Source organism: Shinella granuli (genome assembly GCF_004341885.1).
GTDB lineage: Bacteria > Pseudomonadota > Alphaproteobacteria > Rhizobiales > Rhizobiaceae > Shinella > Shinella granuli.
Genome location: NZ_SLVX01000046.1, coordinates 1 through 16933 on the forward strand (window position 1 = coordinate 1; position 16933 = coordinate 16933).

The window sequence follows — 16933 nt, forward strand, 5'->3', positions numbered from 1 at the left end:
CGAAAAAGCAACGACATCCACGGTTAAACCAACCTGAATTCCGGATACGTTCTTAAAAGTCGGACAGATTCTCCACTTTCGTGTCGTGACGCCAGTGAGCTTCTTCTCCCAAACGATGCTCATGGCAGGCCATGGCGCGACCGGTGCCTTCAAGCGATCCGGGCTCCGCGATGGTGCTGGCGAGCGAGCGATGCAGCGCCTCGCTGTAGCCGTCCGGAATATCGTGGGGGTTCGTGGAAACCTTCCAGGGACATTTCGCACATTGCCTGACGCGCTTCAGTTTCCAGCTCATCCCGAATCCGATCCCTCCTGCTTGGACCGATTTACCGCCATGCGCCCGTTCGGCCAACTCATTGCGGCGGCAGAAGAACATCGTGCGTATCCCCTCCCCTACTCCAAGGCGGGGCGAAAGAGGCATTATTCGGTAGCAGATTTTTAGCTTAGCGTTTCAATTGAAATCGGGAAGTAAAAGCGACAGCCGCCTCGGAGATCGGCCGTAGCAGGCTCTGGATGGGTAATCTGGCGACATCATAAGACATTGAATTTATGGTAAATGATTCGTTAAGCGAAAGCTATCTATCGATTACAGTTCCGTACCTCATATAAATGAACCCAGGGTCCCTGACCCCCGATAAGTATCTGTTATCGGAGGTGATTGATTTCGCGCCGCAAATCAGGAAGAATCCGGTCAATCCACGGTCGCTCGGCCGTCAAAACCGTCGATCCGGAGGTTTTCTATGGCCATACCGTCCCGTTCAAAGACCGCCGTCGATCGCCGCGCCGATGAACTCGACACCATTGCCAGCGTGCTGCCGATCGACCGGCGCGACGAACTGGCCGAACTGCTCACCGACCAGGACATCGAAACGCTGCGCCATCTGGTCAATGAAGGCATGGGCGAAAACACCCTGCGCGCGCTGACCTCCGACCTCGCCTATCTGCAGGCCTGGTCGCGCGCCGCGACCGGCGCTTGCCTCCCGTGGCCTGCGCCCGAGGCGCTACTGCTAAAATTTGTCGCCCACCATCTCTGGCAGCCGGAACAGCGCGGCATCGATCCTCACCACGGCATGCCAGCTGATGTCGAGCGGAGCCTGCGCGAGCAAGGCTTCCTTCGCGCGTCCGGGCCGCATGCGCCCGACACCGTGCGGCGGCGACTTGCCAGCTGGTCGACGCTGACGAAATGGCGTGGCCTCACCGGCGTCTTCTCGTCCCCGTCGCTCAAATCCGCGATACGCCTCGCCGTCCGTGCAACGCCGCGTCCAAGAAAACGCAAGAGCGCCAAGGCGGTCACCGGCGACGTTCTGACCAAAATGCTCGCCACCTGCGGCACAGACAGCCATCGTGATATCCGTGATCAAGCGATCTTGATGGTGGCCTTTGCATCGGGCGGTCGCCGTCGCAGCGAGATTGCCGGTTTGCGCAGAGACCAGCTCACCGCCGAGCCCCCCATCCCCGTCGAAGGCGGCCCTCCCCTCCCCTCTCTCGCCATCCATCTGGGTCGCACCAAAACGTCAGGCGCTGAACACGATGAGGTCGTTTATCTGACGGGCCGGCCCGTGGATGCGCTGAACGCCTGGCTTGCGGCGGCGAAAATCGAAGGCGGGAGTATTTTTCGGAAGATCGATCGTTGGGGCAATGTCTCGAGGCGGGCGCTGGAGCCGGGCGCGGTCAATGCGATCGTCAAGCAGCGGGCCGAGATGGCTGGACTCGACCCTGCGGAATTCTCGGCGCATGGGTTGCGGTCGGGATATCTTACGGAAGCCGCCAACCGCGGGATCCCCCTCCCCGAAGCAATGGAGCAGTCGCGACACCGTTCGGTGCAACAGGCCTCCAGCTATTACAACAACGCGACCCGCCGAAGCGGGCGCGCTGCGCGTATGCTTTGATGACGCGGATCGGCCGGCACCGCCTCGAGATAGACCGCGGTGAATCTACAACGAAGACTTGCCGATTGAGGCCCCGCCATCGACATGAAGCGTCTGCCCCAGCGACTTCCTCCGGTCTTCCGAAGCGGCCCATTGGAACGCCGAAGAGGTAACGCGCTTCGCTCTCGCTGCCGACAGGATTGTTCGCCCGAAAACAACGCCGTCTCCGTTGGCCCCGGCGAAACGGCGTTCACCGTTATTCCGCCCGCAGCCAGTTCAAGGGCCCAGCTTCGGGTGAAGCTGACAAGCGCCGCCTTTGCTGCGGCGTAGCTTTGCAGGGCTGGAGCCTGCGGAGTTTTCGGCACATGGGCTACGATCAGGATATCTGACCGAAGCGGCTAACCGCGGTATACCCCTCCCCGAAGCCATGGAGCAGTCGAGGCATCGTTCAGTGCAGCAGGCGTCGAGCTATTACAATAGCGCTACCCGTCGAAGCGGTCGTGCTGCACGTTTGCTGTGAAGGCAGGCGTCTACCCACGATAAAGCTTTCGTCGTCCGGTAGCGTGAAAGCCGCTCTCGCGTCGATTGGCATAGACCAGGCCCAGCCATCAATTCAACGAGAAATTACGCGCACTCATCTCGTATAAGCATCAGTAATTTATGAGGAAAATTCCGAAAAAAACGGCTGACAAGATTGTAGCGGTTGTATGAGAGCCCTACCTCGTCATCTAGGTTCAACACATTGCGCTTATTGACATCGCTAACCCGCAAGCCGGTTGCCATCGCCGTTTGCCTTGAGCAGCGCCATCAGCATAGGCCCAATTGAAAACTCTCCTCGTTCCGAGCGTTTAGTCAGATCACGTAGATAACCACCGGCCGAGTTGATGTAGTTCGAGCGCTCTAGGATGCACGCCATTGCCGCGGCAGCATTCTGCGGCCCCATCGCATTGCAGGCCTCTTCGTAGGCTGAGGGACTTACTCCGAGCATTGAGCGGACCACTACGGCCGCCGTCATCAACTCGCGCCAATTCGATATGCTACCGCCCGGCCCATAGTCTACGATCTGGGGGCAAGCTCGAAGGACCATACCGAGCGGAAACGACTTGATCTGTTCTGCATTCGCCCTTTTTTGTTCAACGCCTATCCTCTTGGCTGGCGGCTCTTCCGGCAAGCTTTCGCCCTGCTCTTTTCCAGAGCTAGGTTCAAGTTCATAGATAGATTCGGTATTTGAATTCTGTATGTGGCATTCATTTTGAATGGCATTGCCGTGCATATAGTCGGTATTTAACTGCATCTCCAGGAGGTTGATGACTTCATTCCTCAAAAGCTCCATCTCGTCGAGTGTTGCTTCGACCTGGGTTCTGTCGGGATAACGAGGTAGTCGACCAAGAATTCCAACATACATCATCTCGACGTCCAGCCAGTTTCCTGACGCTCCTTCTTCGATCGCAGCCGTAATCAGCTTACGGACATCGCGACGGCAGATCGTCAGTGCTTCTTTTGCCCTGCGGAAGCGTACACGTTCTGCTGCGACTTCCTGCGCAAGTAGGGCAAGCTCCGCCGCGCGCGTGAGCAGCGGGCTGAGATCGAAGCCGTATGCCTGCTCAATTATGCCATCTCGACTGCGATGCGCGTAACGCTTGCCGTTTGGACTATCCCGGCGCTGGATAAGTCCGGCATCGACCAGTGCTCCGAGTTGCCGGCGGAGTGTGCTTTCTGTGATCCCATGAGCGCGGACAGATAGCTGCGCATTAGATGGAAACACGACAAGTCCATGATCCTGGTCGAGCTGTGGCTCAGGGTAGAACGTCAAGAGAGCATCGAGAACAGCGAGCGCTCTGTCTTGCAGACCGAAGCGCTCCCTCGCCTCACACACGTCACGAAACACTTTCCACTTTTCTACGCGTGCGCCTGGGCTCGGTGCTGTGATGGCCAGTTGCCCCTTAACTAGGGCAAGAGTAGCCGGTCGCCGCCCAAAAGGCGTCGTTACATGTCCCGTTTGCATTTTTTCTCTCACCTTTCTCTAGGCAAAAGAAATTCGCTCACCAAATCGGTGCCAACACTCTTGACTGCGATTCCGGGAAATGCGATTCTCGATCCTGCTAGAGATGACGAGAGAGGCTTCCACGGTTTACCGTTTGGGGGCCTTTTTCTTTTGCGGTTTAATCTCCGTTGCGTTCGGTTTTTGACCGTTTGTACTCGTCATACAAACGGTCCATCCGGCCCGAAAGCCAGTCGCTGAAGGGCTTCGCTTCGACATTCGAAAGCTCAATCGCAACCTTCTTCGATTTGGTGTTCATTACGAAATTCAGTGAACTGTCGCTCGACGTCCAATCCCTCCCGGATGCGTTGCCCTTGGGCTTCTTAGCAGCCGATTTGACCTTGTAGCGCTTCAGGTAATCATGAAGTTCGTCGAACCGCTTCTCTTCTGCCAGTTCAACAAACCCTGCGGTCTCCGTAAATTCAGTGGCAACCTTCAAGAGGGCAGGAACGAGAAGTAGTTGACGCAGGCTAAGCCACTTGTCGCGCCCGATTTTTTTGGACGCACCGAGAGCTTTGATGATCGCAGCAGGGACCACTTCCACGACACCGAGCATCTTGGACAACATCGCCTCGTCGATCGCGAGAGACGACCGCACCACGTCCTTCGTCATGTTGGACGCAAGCAGGTTCTGTGCGAAGTACGCACGTTCGATGAAGGATAAGTTTGAGCGGGCAGAGTTTTCCTGCCCTTGGGCGATTGCGGACGTGATGTCGTCAAGTTTTTTGACAACCGCCTTGACCGAAATCCCGAGCTCTTTGGCGACCTTGAGTCGACGGTGCCCGAAAACGACCATGAAGCGTTGGCTGTCATACGAGCTAGGCCGAACCAGGATTGGTGTCGTCTGACCGGATTCTTTGATCGCCTGTTTGAGCTCCTGGTATTCTTCGCCCTCATCCGACAGCCGATCGGCCACGAATGATACATCCAGCAGCCGCGGATCCAGCTCCACGACGACCTCGCCCTCCATGAGCTTCTTGGTGTTTTCGGCGAGATCTTCAATCGATCGCACAACCGTCTTCGCGGCGCCCGTCATCGCGTATCCAGGCTTTACGGGAGATTTGTCGGTCGATATCGACGCTATATCAAGCTTCGCAAATGGATTGTCACGCGCCATGACCGAACTCCAGCTTTGACTTCAACTCCGCTAAGGCATTATTTCGCCTTGCAAAAATAGGAAAAAAAACGGCTGACAAGTTTGTCATTTCCGCCCCCAAACATTGTGTATCAGGTCGACAATTTCACCATTTGCGGCATTCAGGCTTTCCATTGCTCGATCGTAAGTAGACCGAACGAACTCTCCCCGCTCGACCTCGTACAAAGTCTGCTTTTTGATTGAAGCGTCAGAAATAGCGGTAGATTTAAGAACGTGGTTTCGCAGCATCTGCTGAGCAAACATCGACTGCATGAAACCGACCATCTGCGCTTGCGGAATGTCGGTCGGCTCAAAGCGTGTCACGAGGTAGCGGAACCATTCCACCCTGATTTCGGCACCAGCCTCTGCAACAGGGGTCATAATCCCTCCCAGCATCTGTAGGAACTGGCTCATCGACATGATGTCCAACATCTGGGGATGGATTGTAATCAGGATGCCTGTGGAAGCCATCAACGCGGTGATAGTAAGGTAGCCGAGCTGCGGCGGGCAGTCGATGACAACCACGTCATACTTGTCGTCCACCTCTTTAAGCGCATTGACGATGCGCATGTGGAACAACCGACCCTCGTCACCTTTTCGAGAAGAAATTGACAGTGGCACATCGTATTCAAATTCCTGCAGCACAAGATTCGCCGGTACAACGTCTAGTCCTGGAATATTGGTCGACTGAATTACCGCTGATATTGGCTTTCGCTCCTCATCGAAACGAAGCGCTTCGTATAGGGACGCTGTATCATCGAGTTCGGGCTGAATGCCGAACAGTGACGTTAGCGACGCCTGGGGATCTAGATCAATGGCAAGCACACGGTGACCGGTGAGGGCGAGATACTGTGCTAAGTGTGCGGCGGTCGTTGTCTTCCCGCTTCCACCTTTGAAGTTCACGACCGAAACGACTTGCATCGGCTCGCCTTCGCGACGTTGAGGAACATAATAGCGCTTGTCGGATTTTTTGTTGGCTTCGAGATATTCGCGAAGCTCCCGCATTTGATCGGCCGTATAATATCGGCGACCGCTGACCGATTCGATCTCCGGGCCTTTCCCTTCGGAATGGATTTGTCGGAGATGGCTTTGGGTCACACCCATGAAATCGGCGACCTCGCCGAGCTGAAACTTGCGTAATCCCTTACGAGCGTCCGGCGGATACTGTTGGCTGCGCAGCATATGCAACGCGCTTGAGATCTTTGCCCCTTGCTGGGCGATCTCGACGTCAAATCTGTTGGGCAGCTGGCTCATTTTGCAAACTATTTCCTAGATGGCGTCACTTTCGAAAAAATGGCCATAAAGCCATAATTTGCGCAACTATCGTCCGATTCCCCCTGCGCGACAAGGAATTTAAAGTTAACAATGTCTTAAGATGATCCAAGACCATCGCAAAAACGCGTGATTAGGTGTTATATTTCAGTGTGTTGAGCATTTCATCGCCATCGTCCATGTCCTTTCTTTCCTCAGATTTTTCCGCCCTTATCTGAGGCGACCCAGAAGCCCATTGAGAGAATCGATGGGAACCTGACGGAATCACCTCACGCAGGCGACCCACAAATTTGTACGTGGACATCAAAGCGTGGCGCGGCTCTTTTCCCTCACAAACCAATCAGCGAGGAGAAAGCTGCAATGCTTCAGTCGCATTCCCGCCTTGTGCGCAAGCTTCAAGAAGCACTGGGCGATCGTTTATGTATCGCCCTCGACGACCCTGGCGTCGTCGAGATCATGCTCAACCCGGACGGTAAAGTTTTCATCGAGCGGTTAGGGCAGGGCATTGCGCCCGCGGGTGAGATGGCTGCGACAGCAGCGGAAACAATCATCGGCTCCGTCGCACACGCTCTACAATCTGAGGCGGACGATGAGCGGCCGATCATTTCGGGCGAACTTCCCATTGGCGGACACCGCTTTGAAGGGTTGCTGCCCCCGGTTGTCGCGTCCCCAACGTTCACGATCAGGCGCAGAGCCTCCAGGCTGATCCCACTCGACGACTATATCGCTGACAAGGTGATGACGGAGGCGCAAGCCACAGTGATCAGGAGCGCAATCGCGAATCGGCTCAATATCGTGATCGCGGGTGGAACGGGTTCGGGCAAAACGACTCTCGCCAATGCCGTGATCGCTGAAATCATAGCCTCAGCGCCGGACGACCGCATGGTCATTCTTGAAGATACTGCGGAAATCCGGTGTGCGGCAGAGAATGCGGTGTGCCTGCATACCAGTGACACGATCGATATGGCGCGACTGCTCAAGAGCACCATGCGCCTCCGTCCCGACCGCATCATCGTTGGCGAAGTCCGCGACGGCGCCGCACTAACGCTGCTGAAAGCCTGGAATACTGGCCATCCCGGTGGCGTCACCACCGTCCACTCCAATACCGCCATGTCCGCCTTGCGTCGTCTGGAGCAACTGACCGCCGAGGTCAGCCAGCAACCGATGCAGGCTGTGATCGGCGAGGCCGTTGATCTTGTCATCTCGATCGAGCGCGCGGGGAGGGGGAGACGGGTACGAGAGGTCATCAATGTCGAGGGCTTCAGCGGTAGCCGGTACCAGACCGAACATTACGCTCAAATTGATGAGGACATTCATGCTGCATAATCGCTCTTTTCGCCTCGGACTGCTCGCTGCGATGTTCTGCGCGGCGCTTGCCGCGCCAGCCCTTGCCAGTTCCGGTGGGAGTCTTCCCTGGGAGGGGCCGCTTGAACAGATTCAGGAATCCATCACTGGGCCAGTCGCAGGAGCAATTGCCCTCGCCGCCATGGCGATCGCCGGCGGAATGCTGATCTTCGGCGGCGAGCTCAACGATTTCGCGCGACGCCTCGTCTACATCGTACTGGTCGCCGGTATCCTGCTGGGGGCGACGACGATTGTCGGACTGTTCGGTGCGACCGGCGCGTCGATCGGCATCACTGCCACAAGTTTGCCAGGGACCGTTTCCCAGCCGATGTCCGTTGCAAGAGGGGAGGGGGCCAATGGGTGAGCCGCATTCCGCTCTCCAACGCAATCGCATTCACCGCGCTCTTTCACGACCGAATCTGCTGATGGGGGCAGACCGAGAGCTCCTGCTTGTCACAGGGCTGGTGGCGATCATCCTGATCTTCGTCGTGCTCACCCTGTATTCAGCGCTGTTCGGCATCGCCATCTGGTTCGTGATCGTCGGCGCACTGCGCATGATGGCAAAATCCGATCCCCTCATGCGTCATGTCTACGTGCGGCATTTGCGCTACCGGCATCACTACCTGCCCACGTCTTCGCCGTGGCGGCGTTTTTAGAGGTGCCATGATGGTCGCTTTGTGTTCCCTTCGCCCGTCTGCACCGTCGTTCGCCGATCTCGTGCCCTATGCCGGACTGGTCGACAATGGGACCATTCTTCTCAAGGACGGAAGTCTCATGGCGGGGTGGTATTTTGCCGGCCCTGACTCCGAGAGCGCCACGGATTTCGAGCGCAACGATCTGTCCCGTCAGATCAATACGATCCTTTCACGGCTAGGTTCCGGCTGGATGATCCAGGTCGAGGCCGTGCGCATCCCAACAACTGACTATCCTTCTGCGGAACGCAGTCATTTCCCCGATGCTGTCACTCGAATGATCGATGATGAGCGGCGCAAGCACTTCGAACAAGAGCGCGGGCATTTCGAGAGCCGGCATGCGCTCGTCCTGACATATCGCCCTCCCGAGCGCCGGCGATCTGGCGTCACGCGTTATATCTACTCGGACACTGAGAGCCGGACGGCGACCTATGCCGACACGGTGCTCGACAGTTTCAGGCGCTCCACCCGAGAGATTGAGCAATACCTCGGCAACGTCATCTCCATTGAGCGTATGCGGACGCGTGAGGTGCCGGAACGCGGTGGCACCCGCATTGCCCGCTACGATGAGCTGTTCCAGTTCATCCGGTTCTGCATCACTGGTGAAAACCACCCAGTCCGTCTGCCTGAAATTCCCATGTATTTGGATTGGCTGGCGACCGCGGAGCTAGAGCACGGCCTTACCCCGAAAGTCGAAAACCGGTTCCTCAGCGCGATTGCGATCGACGGTTTGCCGGCCGAGAGCTGGCCAGGCATCTTGAATAGCCTCGATCTCTTGCCGCTCACCTATCGCTGGTCGTCACGCTTTATCTTTCTGGATGCCGAGGAAGCCAAACAGCGGTTGGAGCGCACGCGCAAGAAATGGCAACAGAAGGTGCGGCCGTTCTTCGACCAACTCTTCCAGACGCAAAGCCGATCGGTTGACCAGGACGCAATGGCCATGGTCGCTGAGACTGAAGACGCGATCGCCGAGGCTTCTTCGCAGCTGGTCGCTTATGGCTACTACACGCCGGTCATCATTCTATTCGACGAGAGCAGAGAAAAGCTCGCCGATAAAGCTGAGTCGGTTCGAAGGTTGATCCAGGCTGAGGGATTTGGCGCGCGGATCGAGACGTTGAATGCGACGGACGCATTCCTCGGGAGCCTGCCAGGCAACTGGTACTGCAACATCCGGGAACCGCTAATAAACACCCGCAACCTCGCGGACCTCATCCCCCTCAATTCCGTCTGGTCGGGCAGTCCACTTGCGCCCTGCCCGTTCTATCCACCCGACGCGCCGCCACTGACGCAGGTGGCTTCCGGATCGTCACCCTTCCGACTGAACCTTCATGTGGATGATGTCGGGCATACGCTTATTTTCGGACCAACCGGTTCGGGCAAGTCAACGCTTCTCGCGCTCATCGCAGCGCAATTTCGCCGGTATAAGGGTGCGCAGGTTTTCGCCTTCGACAAAGGCAACTCTATTCTGCCGCTGACGCTGGCCGTTGATGGTAATCATTACGAAATCGGCGGCGAGGCAGGGGAGGGGGCTAGGCTTGCCTTTTGCCCTCTCTCCGACCTCTCGACCGAGACCGACCGCGCCTGGGCTTCCGAGTGGATCGAAACACTCGTCTCCCTGCAGGGTGTCCCGGTCAACCCGGACTACCGAAACGCCATATCTCGGCAGATCGGTTTGATGGCGGGGGCTCCAGGCCGGTCGCTGTCGGATTTTGTGAGCGGCGTGCAGATGCGAGAGATCAAGGACGCGTTGCACCACTACACTGTTGATGGCCCCATGGGCCAACTTCTCGACGCTGAACGGGATTCGCTAACCCTCGGTCTGTTCCAGTGCTTCGAGATCGAGCAACTGATGAATATGGGCGAGCGAAATCTCGTCCCCGTGCTGACCTATCTGTTTCGCCGGATCGAAAAACGGCTCACGGGGGCACCAAGCCTCATCATTCTCGATGAGGCTTGGCTGATGCTCGGCCACCCGGTGTTCCGCGACAAGATCCGCGAGTGGCTGAAGGTGCTGCGAAAGGCAAACTGCGCTGTCGTTCTCGCCACACAGTCAATTTCGGACGCAGAGCGCTCGGGCATCATCGATGTCCTGAAGGAATCCTGCCCAACCAAGATCTGCCTCCCGAATGGGGCTGCCCGCGAGTCCGGGACACGAGAATTCTATGAGCGCATCGGCTTTAATCCTCGCCAGATCGAAATCGTCGCAGCCGCTATTCCAAAGCGGGAATATTACGTGACGTCGCCGGACGGACGCCGTCTTTTTGATATGGCGCTGGGGCCGCTCACCCTCTCCTTCGTCGGTGCTTCCGGCAAAGCCGACCTCGCTCGGATCCGGGAACTTCTCTCAACCTTCGGCAAAGACTGGCCAACCCAATGGCTCAATGAAAGAGGGATCAATCGCTATGCTTGACCATATCCTATCGCTCAGAAGAAAATCCGCCACCGCTGTCGTGGCAGCTTTTGCAGTCTGCGCTTCGGCACCAGCATTTGCCGGCTCAGCGACGGGCGCTGCAACCGAGTGGACACAGCTTGCCAACAATGCACAGCTCGTCGACCTCCTTAAAAGCTCCGGCCTGCAAGTCGACAATCAGCTGACACAGATCAGTCAGCTGGCCGAGCAGATCCAGAACCAGCTGAACATCTACGAAAACATGCTGCAAAACACGGCGCAGCTGCCCGATCATATCTGGGGGCAGGTGGAGAGCGATCTCAATCAGCTCCGCGAGATCATCGATCAGGGACAGAGCATCTCTTTCTCGATGGGGAGCGCAGATGATGTGCTGAAGCAGCGCTTTCAATCCTATGCTGATCTTCAGACTGCCGCCGGCAACGGGACGGACCTATCCTCGAACTACGCCCGTTGGTCAGACACCAACCGCGACACCATCGCCAGCACACTTAAGGCTGCGAGCCTGACGGCTGACCAGTTCGACAGCGAGGAGGATACGATGGGCTCCCTCAGAAACATGTCAGAATCTGCCGATGGCCAAATGAAAGCTCTCCAGGTCGGCCACGAGATTGCAGCGCAGCAGGTTGCACAAACGCAAAAGCTGCGTGGTCTCGTATCCCAGCAGATGACGATGATGGGGACGTGGCTGCAAAGCGAGCAAACCGACGAGGATCTGGCACAGGCACGACGGGAAAAGTTCTTCAACGCGGATACCAGTGCCGTCCCCGAAGGTCAGAAGATGGAGCCCCGCTGGTGAGCCGCGCGATCGTCATTGCTATCGCGCTTTTGGTCGCGGCGGCGTCAGTGTCAGCAGCAACGGTATTCATCATGAAGTCCGACGAGAGATCCTCATCCAAAAAGAGCGAGAAATTTTTCGGTGTGAAAAAGGACCTGCCCCCGATCGAAAAGGGCCAGGAAATGCGTCCAAGATGGTGAGGGCACGGATCGAGTTGATCTTTTTCGCAACTGGACTTGCCTGCCTTATGCTGGCCGGCCCTGCGTTTGCACAGCAGGGCCAAGTCCTCACAGAGCTTGAAAATCAGGTTTCTTCCGCTGCCAAGGGTTGGGAAACAACCATCATGGATGCGGCAAGGTCTCTGTTCTGGATCCTCGCCGGAATAGAGGTAGGGATTGCCGCGGTGTGGCTCGCCATTCAGTCGGCATCCCTCGACAGCTGGTTCGCTGAGCTTGTGCGGAGGATCATGTTCATCGGCTTTTTTGCCTTTGTTTTGACCCAGGGACCGACGTTTGCCAAAGCTGTTGTCGATAGTCTCTATCAGATCGGGGCCGGCAGCGGGTCAGCTTCGCCTGCGGAGGTGTTCGATGCGGGTATCCGTGTCGCTTCGCAGATGTCGGAACAGGCCAAGTTCGGTGTCTTCGAGGATAATGCTCTTGCGATCGCAGCCGTTCTCGCCATGGGTATTGTTGTGATCTGCTTCTCGCTGGTGGCAGCGATTTTCGTGGCTGTGATGGTCGAGATGTATGTCGGCCTACTCGCGGGAATGATTATGCTCGGCCTCGGTGGATCCTCGTTCACCAAGGACTTTGCTGTCCGATATCTCGTTTATGCTTTCGGCGTTGGCATGAAGCTCATGGCGTTGGTCATGATCGCTAAAATCGGCTCCGGAGTCCTCTTGGGACTTGCTCAGGCCCCAACCGCCGAGACCGACCAGTTCATCACGACACTTGCGATCGCCGGCATCTCGGTCGTTGTGTTTATCATCGCGATGTATGTTCCAAACATCATGCAGGGCGTCGTTCAGGGGGCGTCTGTTTCCGGCGGGATGGAAGCCATTCAGCACGGTGGGCAGGCGGCGTCTTTCGCGACTGGCGGAGCCTTCCTGGCCGCAGGTGCGGCCGGAGCAGGATTTGCAGCAGGTCAAGCGGCGCGGGCCGCCGGATCATCCTTTGGAGGAGCGGCTATTCGCGGAGTGGGTGCAGGCCTTGGCTCGGCCGGGCAGGCCGCAGGATCCGCAGCCAAGGAGAAGGCGATCGGGTCGCCCGGTGCCTATGCTGGCTCCATCCTTGGCCTAGCGAACGCGAAGCTCGACCAGGCTCGCGGCAAGGGAGCCTCACCAGGTCAGCCGCCGGAGCGGCAGGATAAATCGTAAATTCAAGACAGGGAAAATAATATGGCAGCGCAACGCGCCCCGGAGAACCCGTATCTTGCCGCAAGGCAGGAATGGTCGGAACGATACGGCTCTTACGTGAGGGCGGCCTCGGCATGGCGGACGGTCGGCATCTTGAGCCTCGGCATGGCGGTGATCGGTCTCAGTTACTCGCTGTATCTGAGCACGCAGGTCAAACTCGTGCCGTACATCGTCGAGGTCGACAAGCTCGGAAACACCGTCTCGGCAGGATTTCCGCAGCAGATCGAATATGCCGACGCCCGGGTCATCCGGGCAACGCTCGGCGGCTTTATCACCAGTTTCCGCTCGATCACGCCGGATGCCGTCGTCCAGAAACAATACATCGACAGGACCTATGCGCTTCTCAGGACAAGCGATCCATCGACCCAGAAGATTAATGCCTGGTTCCGTGGCAACTCGCCATTCGAAAAGGCCGTGAATGCGACCGTCGCCATCGAGGTGAACAACATCGTCGCGCTGTCGAACCAGACCTATCAGATCGACTGGACTGAGTACGAACGGGACCGCAAAGGCAAGGAAATCGCGACACGCCGATTTCGCGGCATAGCCACGGTAGCGATCACCCCGCCCCAGGACGAGGCGACCATCCGGCTCAATCCCATCGGCCTCTATGTCAAGGACTTCGACTGGACCGCGCAACTGTAAGGGCAGGGGACTTCAATGAATACAAGGTTAAATCGGGCAGCGCTTTGCTGCATGACCGCACTTGCGCTTTTGATCACGGCGACGACATCGGGCTTTGCCCAGAGCCTGACGACGAATGAGGCGAAAGGAACCACCCTCTCCAACAAATGGCGTGGTCAGCGGGGACTGGTAACAACTGGTGCCGACGGAAAAGTCATCTTTCTGTTCGGTGAGACGCAGCCCTCTGTCGTTTGCTCACCTTTACAGGTCTGCGACATCGAGCTTCAGGGTGGGGAGATTGTCCGCGACGTGCTTGTTGGGGACACGGTGCGCTGGAAGGTCGAGCCGGCCACATCCGGTGCTGCAGGGGGCCAGGCAATTCACCTGATCGTCAAACCGTCTGAAGCGGGTCTGGTGACGTCGATGGTGGTGACGACGTCGAGGCGCACCTATCATATTCAGCTCAAATCGCATCCAAACCAGTATATGGCCCGGGTCGGCTTCGAGTATCCGGAAGAGGCCGCGACGAGATTGTCCGACATCAACGCTCGAATTCAGACGATGACCAATTCCGACGGCGGCGTACCGCCAGAGCAACTTGCCTTCGCCTATTCGCTGAGCGGCAGCGCGCCCTGGAAGCCGAAGCGCGTCTATTCGGATGGGCAGAAGACCTACATACAGTTTCCGCGAACGCTCTCCGGTCAGGATGCGCCGGTCCTCTTCGTGGTTTCTGGCGGGCAAAACCGGATCGTAAACTACCGGATGAAGAACGACATGATGATCGTCGATTACAATATCGACAAGGCTGTCCTCGTTTCGGGCGTCGGCTGGCGTCAGCAGAAAATTACCATCAGGAAGGGAGGCTGATCGATGCGCCTTTGCCTTTTTCCTTTTGTCGCTGCCGTTCTTCTCTCTGGTTGCCAGACCGGAACTGACGCGCTCACGACGAGTGCTGCGCCTTCGACGCTAACAGGCCCCGCCGCAAGCGCGATCGCCGGCGACATGGCTGGGCGTTATGCCGAGCAGGCAGGGTCAACCGCGACGCCAATCAGGCTTCACAACGACGCATCGGATTTCGCGACCGCGCTCGAGGCCGCGTTGAAGGGGTGGGGTTTCACTGTCGTGACGGATGACAAGGCGCGCTCATTGAAAGAGACCGCCAAACCGATCGAGCTGGCATATTCGTTGATCGACGTTGATGGACAGGTGCTGGCAAGACTTTCCAGCGAGACACTCGAGCTTGGGCGAGCCTATTCGGTGTCATCAGGTGGCGCCACGCCGGCAAGCCCGCTTTCATTGATGAAGCGAAACTGAGGAGAGACAGATATGGTCCAGTCGCTCCAGCTCGGCAATCCGAGCAGCGCCTCGCAGGAAAAGGGCATGAAACGGCTCAATCGCCTGCCGGTGTTCTGTGGCATCGGTATCGCAGTCGTCGTCGCCTGTGTCCTTGTCTACGGCATCTCATCCAGGGGACTGCGGTTCGGCGACAGAATTCCGGATGAAGCAGGCTCGAACGTCCCGGCCTCGACCTTCGCTGATCAGATGAAGCGCGGGGTGAAAGACGGCATCATCGGGGATCGCGAAGAGCAGTCCGTATTCCAGCCCACGCCCGCAACCCAGACAAAAGTGGAGGCCAAGCCGATTGAAGAGGAGCAGATAAAGCAGCAGGCACGGGAAGAGCGCAGACCCCAAATGGAGTCGGAAGAAGAATGGCTGGCCCGACTTCGCCGCGAGCAGCGCGAACAAGTCCTGCGTGAACAGCAACGACAGCGGATGGCCAGCCTTCAGGCCCGTGCCACTGCGTTTGACTCGCCGCTGAAGGTCAAAATCTCGGAGCTGGGAAATATCTCCAACCACACCAGGACAACAGACCGGCAGCCGGCCACCAATAACGGTGCCTCCGATCTCTATGCGGCGGCCATGAAATCGGGTTTGATGGGTCAGAATGCCGATCCGAACGGACAGACTTCGAAGGAAGATTTCTTCAACGCCGACATCAAGGATCTCGGCTACCTGCCGAACCAGGTTGTACCCCAACAGTCACGCTATGAATTGAAGCGCGGCTCCGTCATCCCGGCCACCATGATTACCGGCATCATCTCCGATTTGCCGGGCCGGATCACAGCGCAGGTGAGCCAGCACATCTACGACAGCGCCACCGGGCATTTTCTTCTCATTCCGCAGGGTACCAAACTACTCGGACGCTATGACAGCAAGGTCTCGTTTGGCCAAAGCCGCGTTCTGGTCGTCTGGACGGATGTCATCTTCCCGAATGGCTCTACACTGCAGATCGGCGGCATGGCTGGAACAGACTCGCAGGGCTATGGCGGCTTCTCCGACAAGGTCAACAATCATTATTTCCGAACCTTTGGATCGGCAGCGCTTGTTGCACTCATAGGTACCGGCATCGATATGGCAGTTCCGGAGAGTTCGACCCTCGCCACACAGGATACGGCTTCTGACGCGGCGCGTAGAAACTTTGCGGAGACCTTCGGCCGCGTCGCGGAGCAGACGATTTCCAAGAACCTGAATGTTCAGCCCACCATCCAGATCCGACCGGGCTACAAGTTCAACGTTCTCGTCGACCAGGATATTGTCTTTCCCGGAAATTATGGCGGTTGAGGCACACGTTGCCGCAACCGCCCTTTGGACAATTCCTGGATCAGGCCGATATGCGCACGGTCTCGCTGTTCGCAATTTTGCGCGGCCGATATCCTGCATAAAGGGGAGCCGCGACACCAAGCGTCTGCTGCATGCGCGTGCGAACTTCTTCTGAAACCTCGAAGATACCGCAGCAAACCGGAGAGCGACCATAGCCGTCTGCGCGGCCAACCTCTTCAACGGCGAGCCCCGCCCGACGATAGACGCGCGCTAGGTGCGGCTCGTAGTTCGACACCAGCGTCTCGATACCGTGCGACAATCCGCATTCGCACAAAGCCAGCAACAGCATGCCGAAAGCCTTGCCCGTTTCCAGGCTCGGGAAATCCACGGAAAGTGTTTCCTCATCGAGGCACATTCTCGTTCCCTCATAGATACCGGGTGCAATCAGGTTTGCACCCGCAAACGTGTTGCGGAAGACGTCGTAGAGAAGCGTCGGGCCGGTGGTTGGCATCAGCCGCAGGGTTCCATAAAGGCGATCCGCGCGATCATTGCACCACATCAGGTAAGCCGGCCGCAGAGCATCGTATTCGTCGCGCTCGCAATCACCGTCGATTGTGACGGCCCATCCGAGCTGGTCGTGAAAGACGCGTTTTCGCAGGCGAAATGTATCCCTCCGCCGAAGGCCGTCTGCCCTGACTTGCTGATTGTCGTTAAGTCCATGGCTTATGTCATGCGCTACAATCATTTCCCCGATTGAGGT

18 protein-coding genes and 1 pseudogene are annotated in these 16933 nt (G+C 57.5%); 13 read left to right on the forward strand and 6 right to left on the reverse strand.

Annotation, left to right across the window (positions count from 1 at the left end; genetic code table 11):
* Positions 1–52: 52 nt before the first annotated feature.
* Positions 53–373: a hypothetical protein gene (locus tag EV665_RS30435; RefSeq protein WP_133037034.1), complete on the reverse strand. Its 321-nt coding sequence runs from the start codon at positions 371–373 to the stop codon at positions 53–55.
* Positions 374–737: 364 nt separating this feature from the next.
* On the opposite strand from EV665_RS30435, the gene EV665_RS30440 reads away from it, so the two are divergent.
* The gene (locus EV665_RS30440) at positions 738–1886 is read left to right on the forward strand and encodes a site-specific integrase (protein ID WP_133037035.1); all 1149 of its coding nucleotides are present in this window, start codon (positions 738–740) and stop codon (positions 1884–1886) included.
* On the opposite strand, the gene EV665_RS30445 is transcribed toward EV665_RS30440, so the two are convergent.
* Complete coding sequence (locus EV665_RS30445) at positions 1838–2230, reverse strand: SDR family oxidoreductase (RefSeq protein ID WP_380688530.1); 393 nt, start codon at positions 2228–2230, stop codon at positions 1838–1840. The genes EV665_RS30440 and EV665_RS30445 overlap by 49 nt on opposite strands.
* Between EV665_RS30445 and EV665_RS32990 the strand changes: the two are divergent.
* Positions 2188–2385: pseudogene (locus EV665_RS32990) on the forward strand (integrase); the annotation flags it as partial. The gene EV665_RS30445 and the pseudogene EV665_RS32990 sit on opposite strands and share 43 nt — an antisense overlap.
* A 240-nt stretch (positions 2386–2625) precedes the next feature.
* On the opposite strand, the gene repC reads toward EV665_RS32990, so the two are convergent.
* From repC to repA, 3 genes are all read right to left on the reverse strand, one after another.
* A complete protein-coding gene (gene repC / locus EV665_RS30455) occupies positions 2626–3870 on the reverse strand; it encodes a plasmid replication protein RepC (RefSeq protein ID WP_133037036.1) in 1245 nt (414 codons plus the stop codon).
* A 157-nt stretch (positions 3871–4027) separates the two neighbouring features.
* Positions 4028–5023 carry a plasmid partitioning protein RepB gene (repB, locus tag EV665_RS30460; RefSeq protein WP_018326378.1) on the reverse strand — a complete coding sequence of 332 codons (996 nt, stop codon included), beginning with the start codon at positions 5021–5023 and terminating at the stop codon, positions 4028–4030.
* Between the two features lie 84 nt (positions 5024–5107).
* Complete coding sequence (gene repA / locus EV665_RS30465; RefSeq protein WP_133037037.1) at positions 5108–6295, reverse strand: plasmid partitioning protein RepA; 1188 nt, start codon at positions 6293–6295, stop codon at positions 5108–5110.
* A gap of 378 nt (positions 6296–6673) precedes the next feature.
* Between repA and trbB the strand changes: the two genes are divergently transcribed.
* From trbB to trbI, 11 genes are read left to right on the forward strand one after another with little or no spacing between them, the layout of a single operon-like run.
* The gene (trbB, locus tag EV665_RS30470) at positions 6674–7639 is read left to right on the forward strand and encodes a P-type conjugative transfer ATPase TrbB (protein ID WP_052821131.1); all 966 of its coding nucleotides are present in this window, start codon (positions 6674–6676) and stop codon (positions 7637–7639) included.
* Positions 7629–8021 (forward strand): TrbC/VirB2 family protein, encoded by a 393-nt coding sequence (locus EV665_RS30475; RefSeq protein WP_015647763.1) that lies wholly within the window; start codon positions 7629–7631, stop codon positions 8019–8021. The genes trbB and EV665_RS30475 overlap by 11 nt, the downstream gene beginning before the upstream one ends.
* Entirely contained in the window at positions 8014–8313 is a 300-nt protein-coding gene (locus EV665_RS30480; RefSeq protein WP_015647762.1) for a conjugal transfer protein TrbD, read from the forward strand. The genes EV665_RS30475 and EV665_RS30480 overlap by 8 nt, the downstream gene beginning before the upstream one ends.
* 10 nt (positions 8314–8323) lie before the next feature.
* Positions 8324–10759 (forward strand): conjugal transfer protein TrbE, encoded by a 2436-nt coding sequence (locus tag EV665_RS30485; RefSeq protein WP_133037042.1) that lies wholly within the window; start codon positions 8324–8326, stop codon positions 10757–10759.
* A complete protein-coding gene (trbJ, locus tag EV665_RS30490) occupies positions 10752–11555 on the forward strand; it encodes a P-type conjugative transfer protein TrbJ (RefSeq protein ID WP_133037038.1) in 804 nt (267 codons plus the stop codon). The genes EV665_RS30485 and trbJ overlap by 8 nt, the downstream gene beginning before the upstream one ends.
* Positions 11552–11734, forward strand: a complete 183-nt coding sequence (gene trbK, locus EV665_RS30495; RefSeq protein ID WP_018326239.1) for an entry exclusion protein TrbK — start codon at positions 11552–11554, stop codon at positions 11732–11734. The genes trbJ and trbK overlap by 4 nt, the downstream gene beginning before the upstream one ends.
* Positions 11728–12909, forward strand: a complete 1182-nt coding sequence (gene trbL, locus EV665_RS30500) for a P-type conjugative transfer protein TrbL (RefSeq protein WP_133037039.1) — start codon at positions 11728–11730, stop codon at positions 12907–12909. Before trbK ends, trbL begins: the two co-directional genes overlap by 7 nt.
* Before the next feature lie 21 nt (positions 12910–12930).
* The gene (locus EV665_RS30505) at positions 12931–13593 is read left to right on the forward strand and encodes a conjugal transfer protein TrbF (protein ID WP_133037040.1); all 663 of its coding nucleotides are present in this window, start codon (positions 12931–12933) and stop codon (positions 13591–13593) included.
* A 15-nt stretch (positions 13594–13608) separates the two neighbouring features.
* Positions 13609–14439: a P-type conjugative transfer protein TrbG gene (trbG, locus tag EV665_RS30510; RefSeq protein WP_026203418.1), complete on the forward strand. Its 831-nt coding sequence runs from the start codon at positions 13609–13611 to the stop codon at positions 14437–14439.
* A gap of 3 nt (positions 14440–14442) precedes the next feature.
* Complete coding sequence (trbH, locus tag EV665_RS30515) at positions 14443–14886, forward strand: conjugal transfer protein TrbH (RefSeq protein WP_133037041.1); 444 nt, start codon at positions 14443–14445, stop codon at positions 14884–14886.
* 12 nt (positions 14887–14898) lie between these two features.
* A complete protein-coding gene (trbI, locus tag EV665_RS30520; RefSeq protein ID WP_018326244.1) occupies positions 14899–16194 on the forward strand; it encodes an IncP-type conjugal transfer protein TrbI in 1296 nt (431 codons plus the stop codon).
* A gap of 40 nt (positions 16195–16234) precedes the next feature.
* Here the strand turns inward: trbI and EV665_RS30525 are convergent, their stop codons facing one another.
* Positions 16235–16927, reverse strand: a complete 693-nt coding sequence (locus EV665_RS30525; protein ID WP_245507885.1) for an acyl-homoserine-lactone synthase — start codon at positions 16925–16927, stop codon at positions 16235–16237.
* Positions 16928–16933 lie beyond the last annotated feature (6 nt).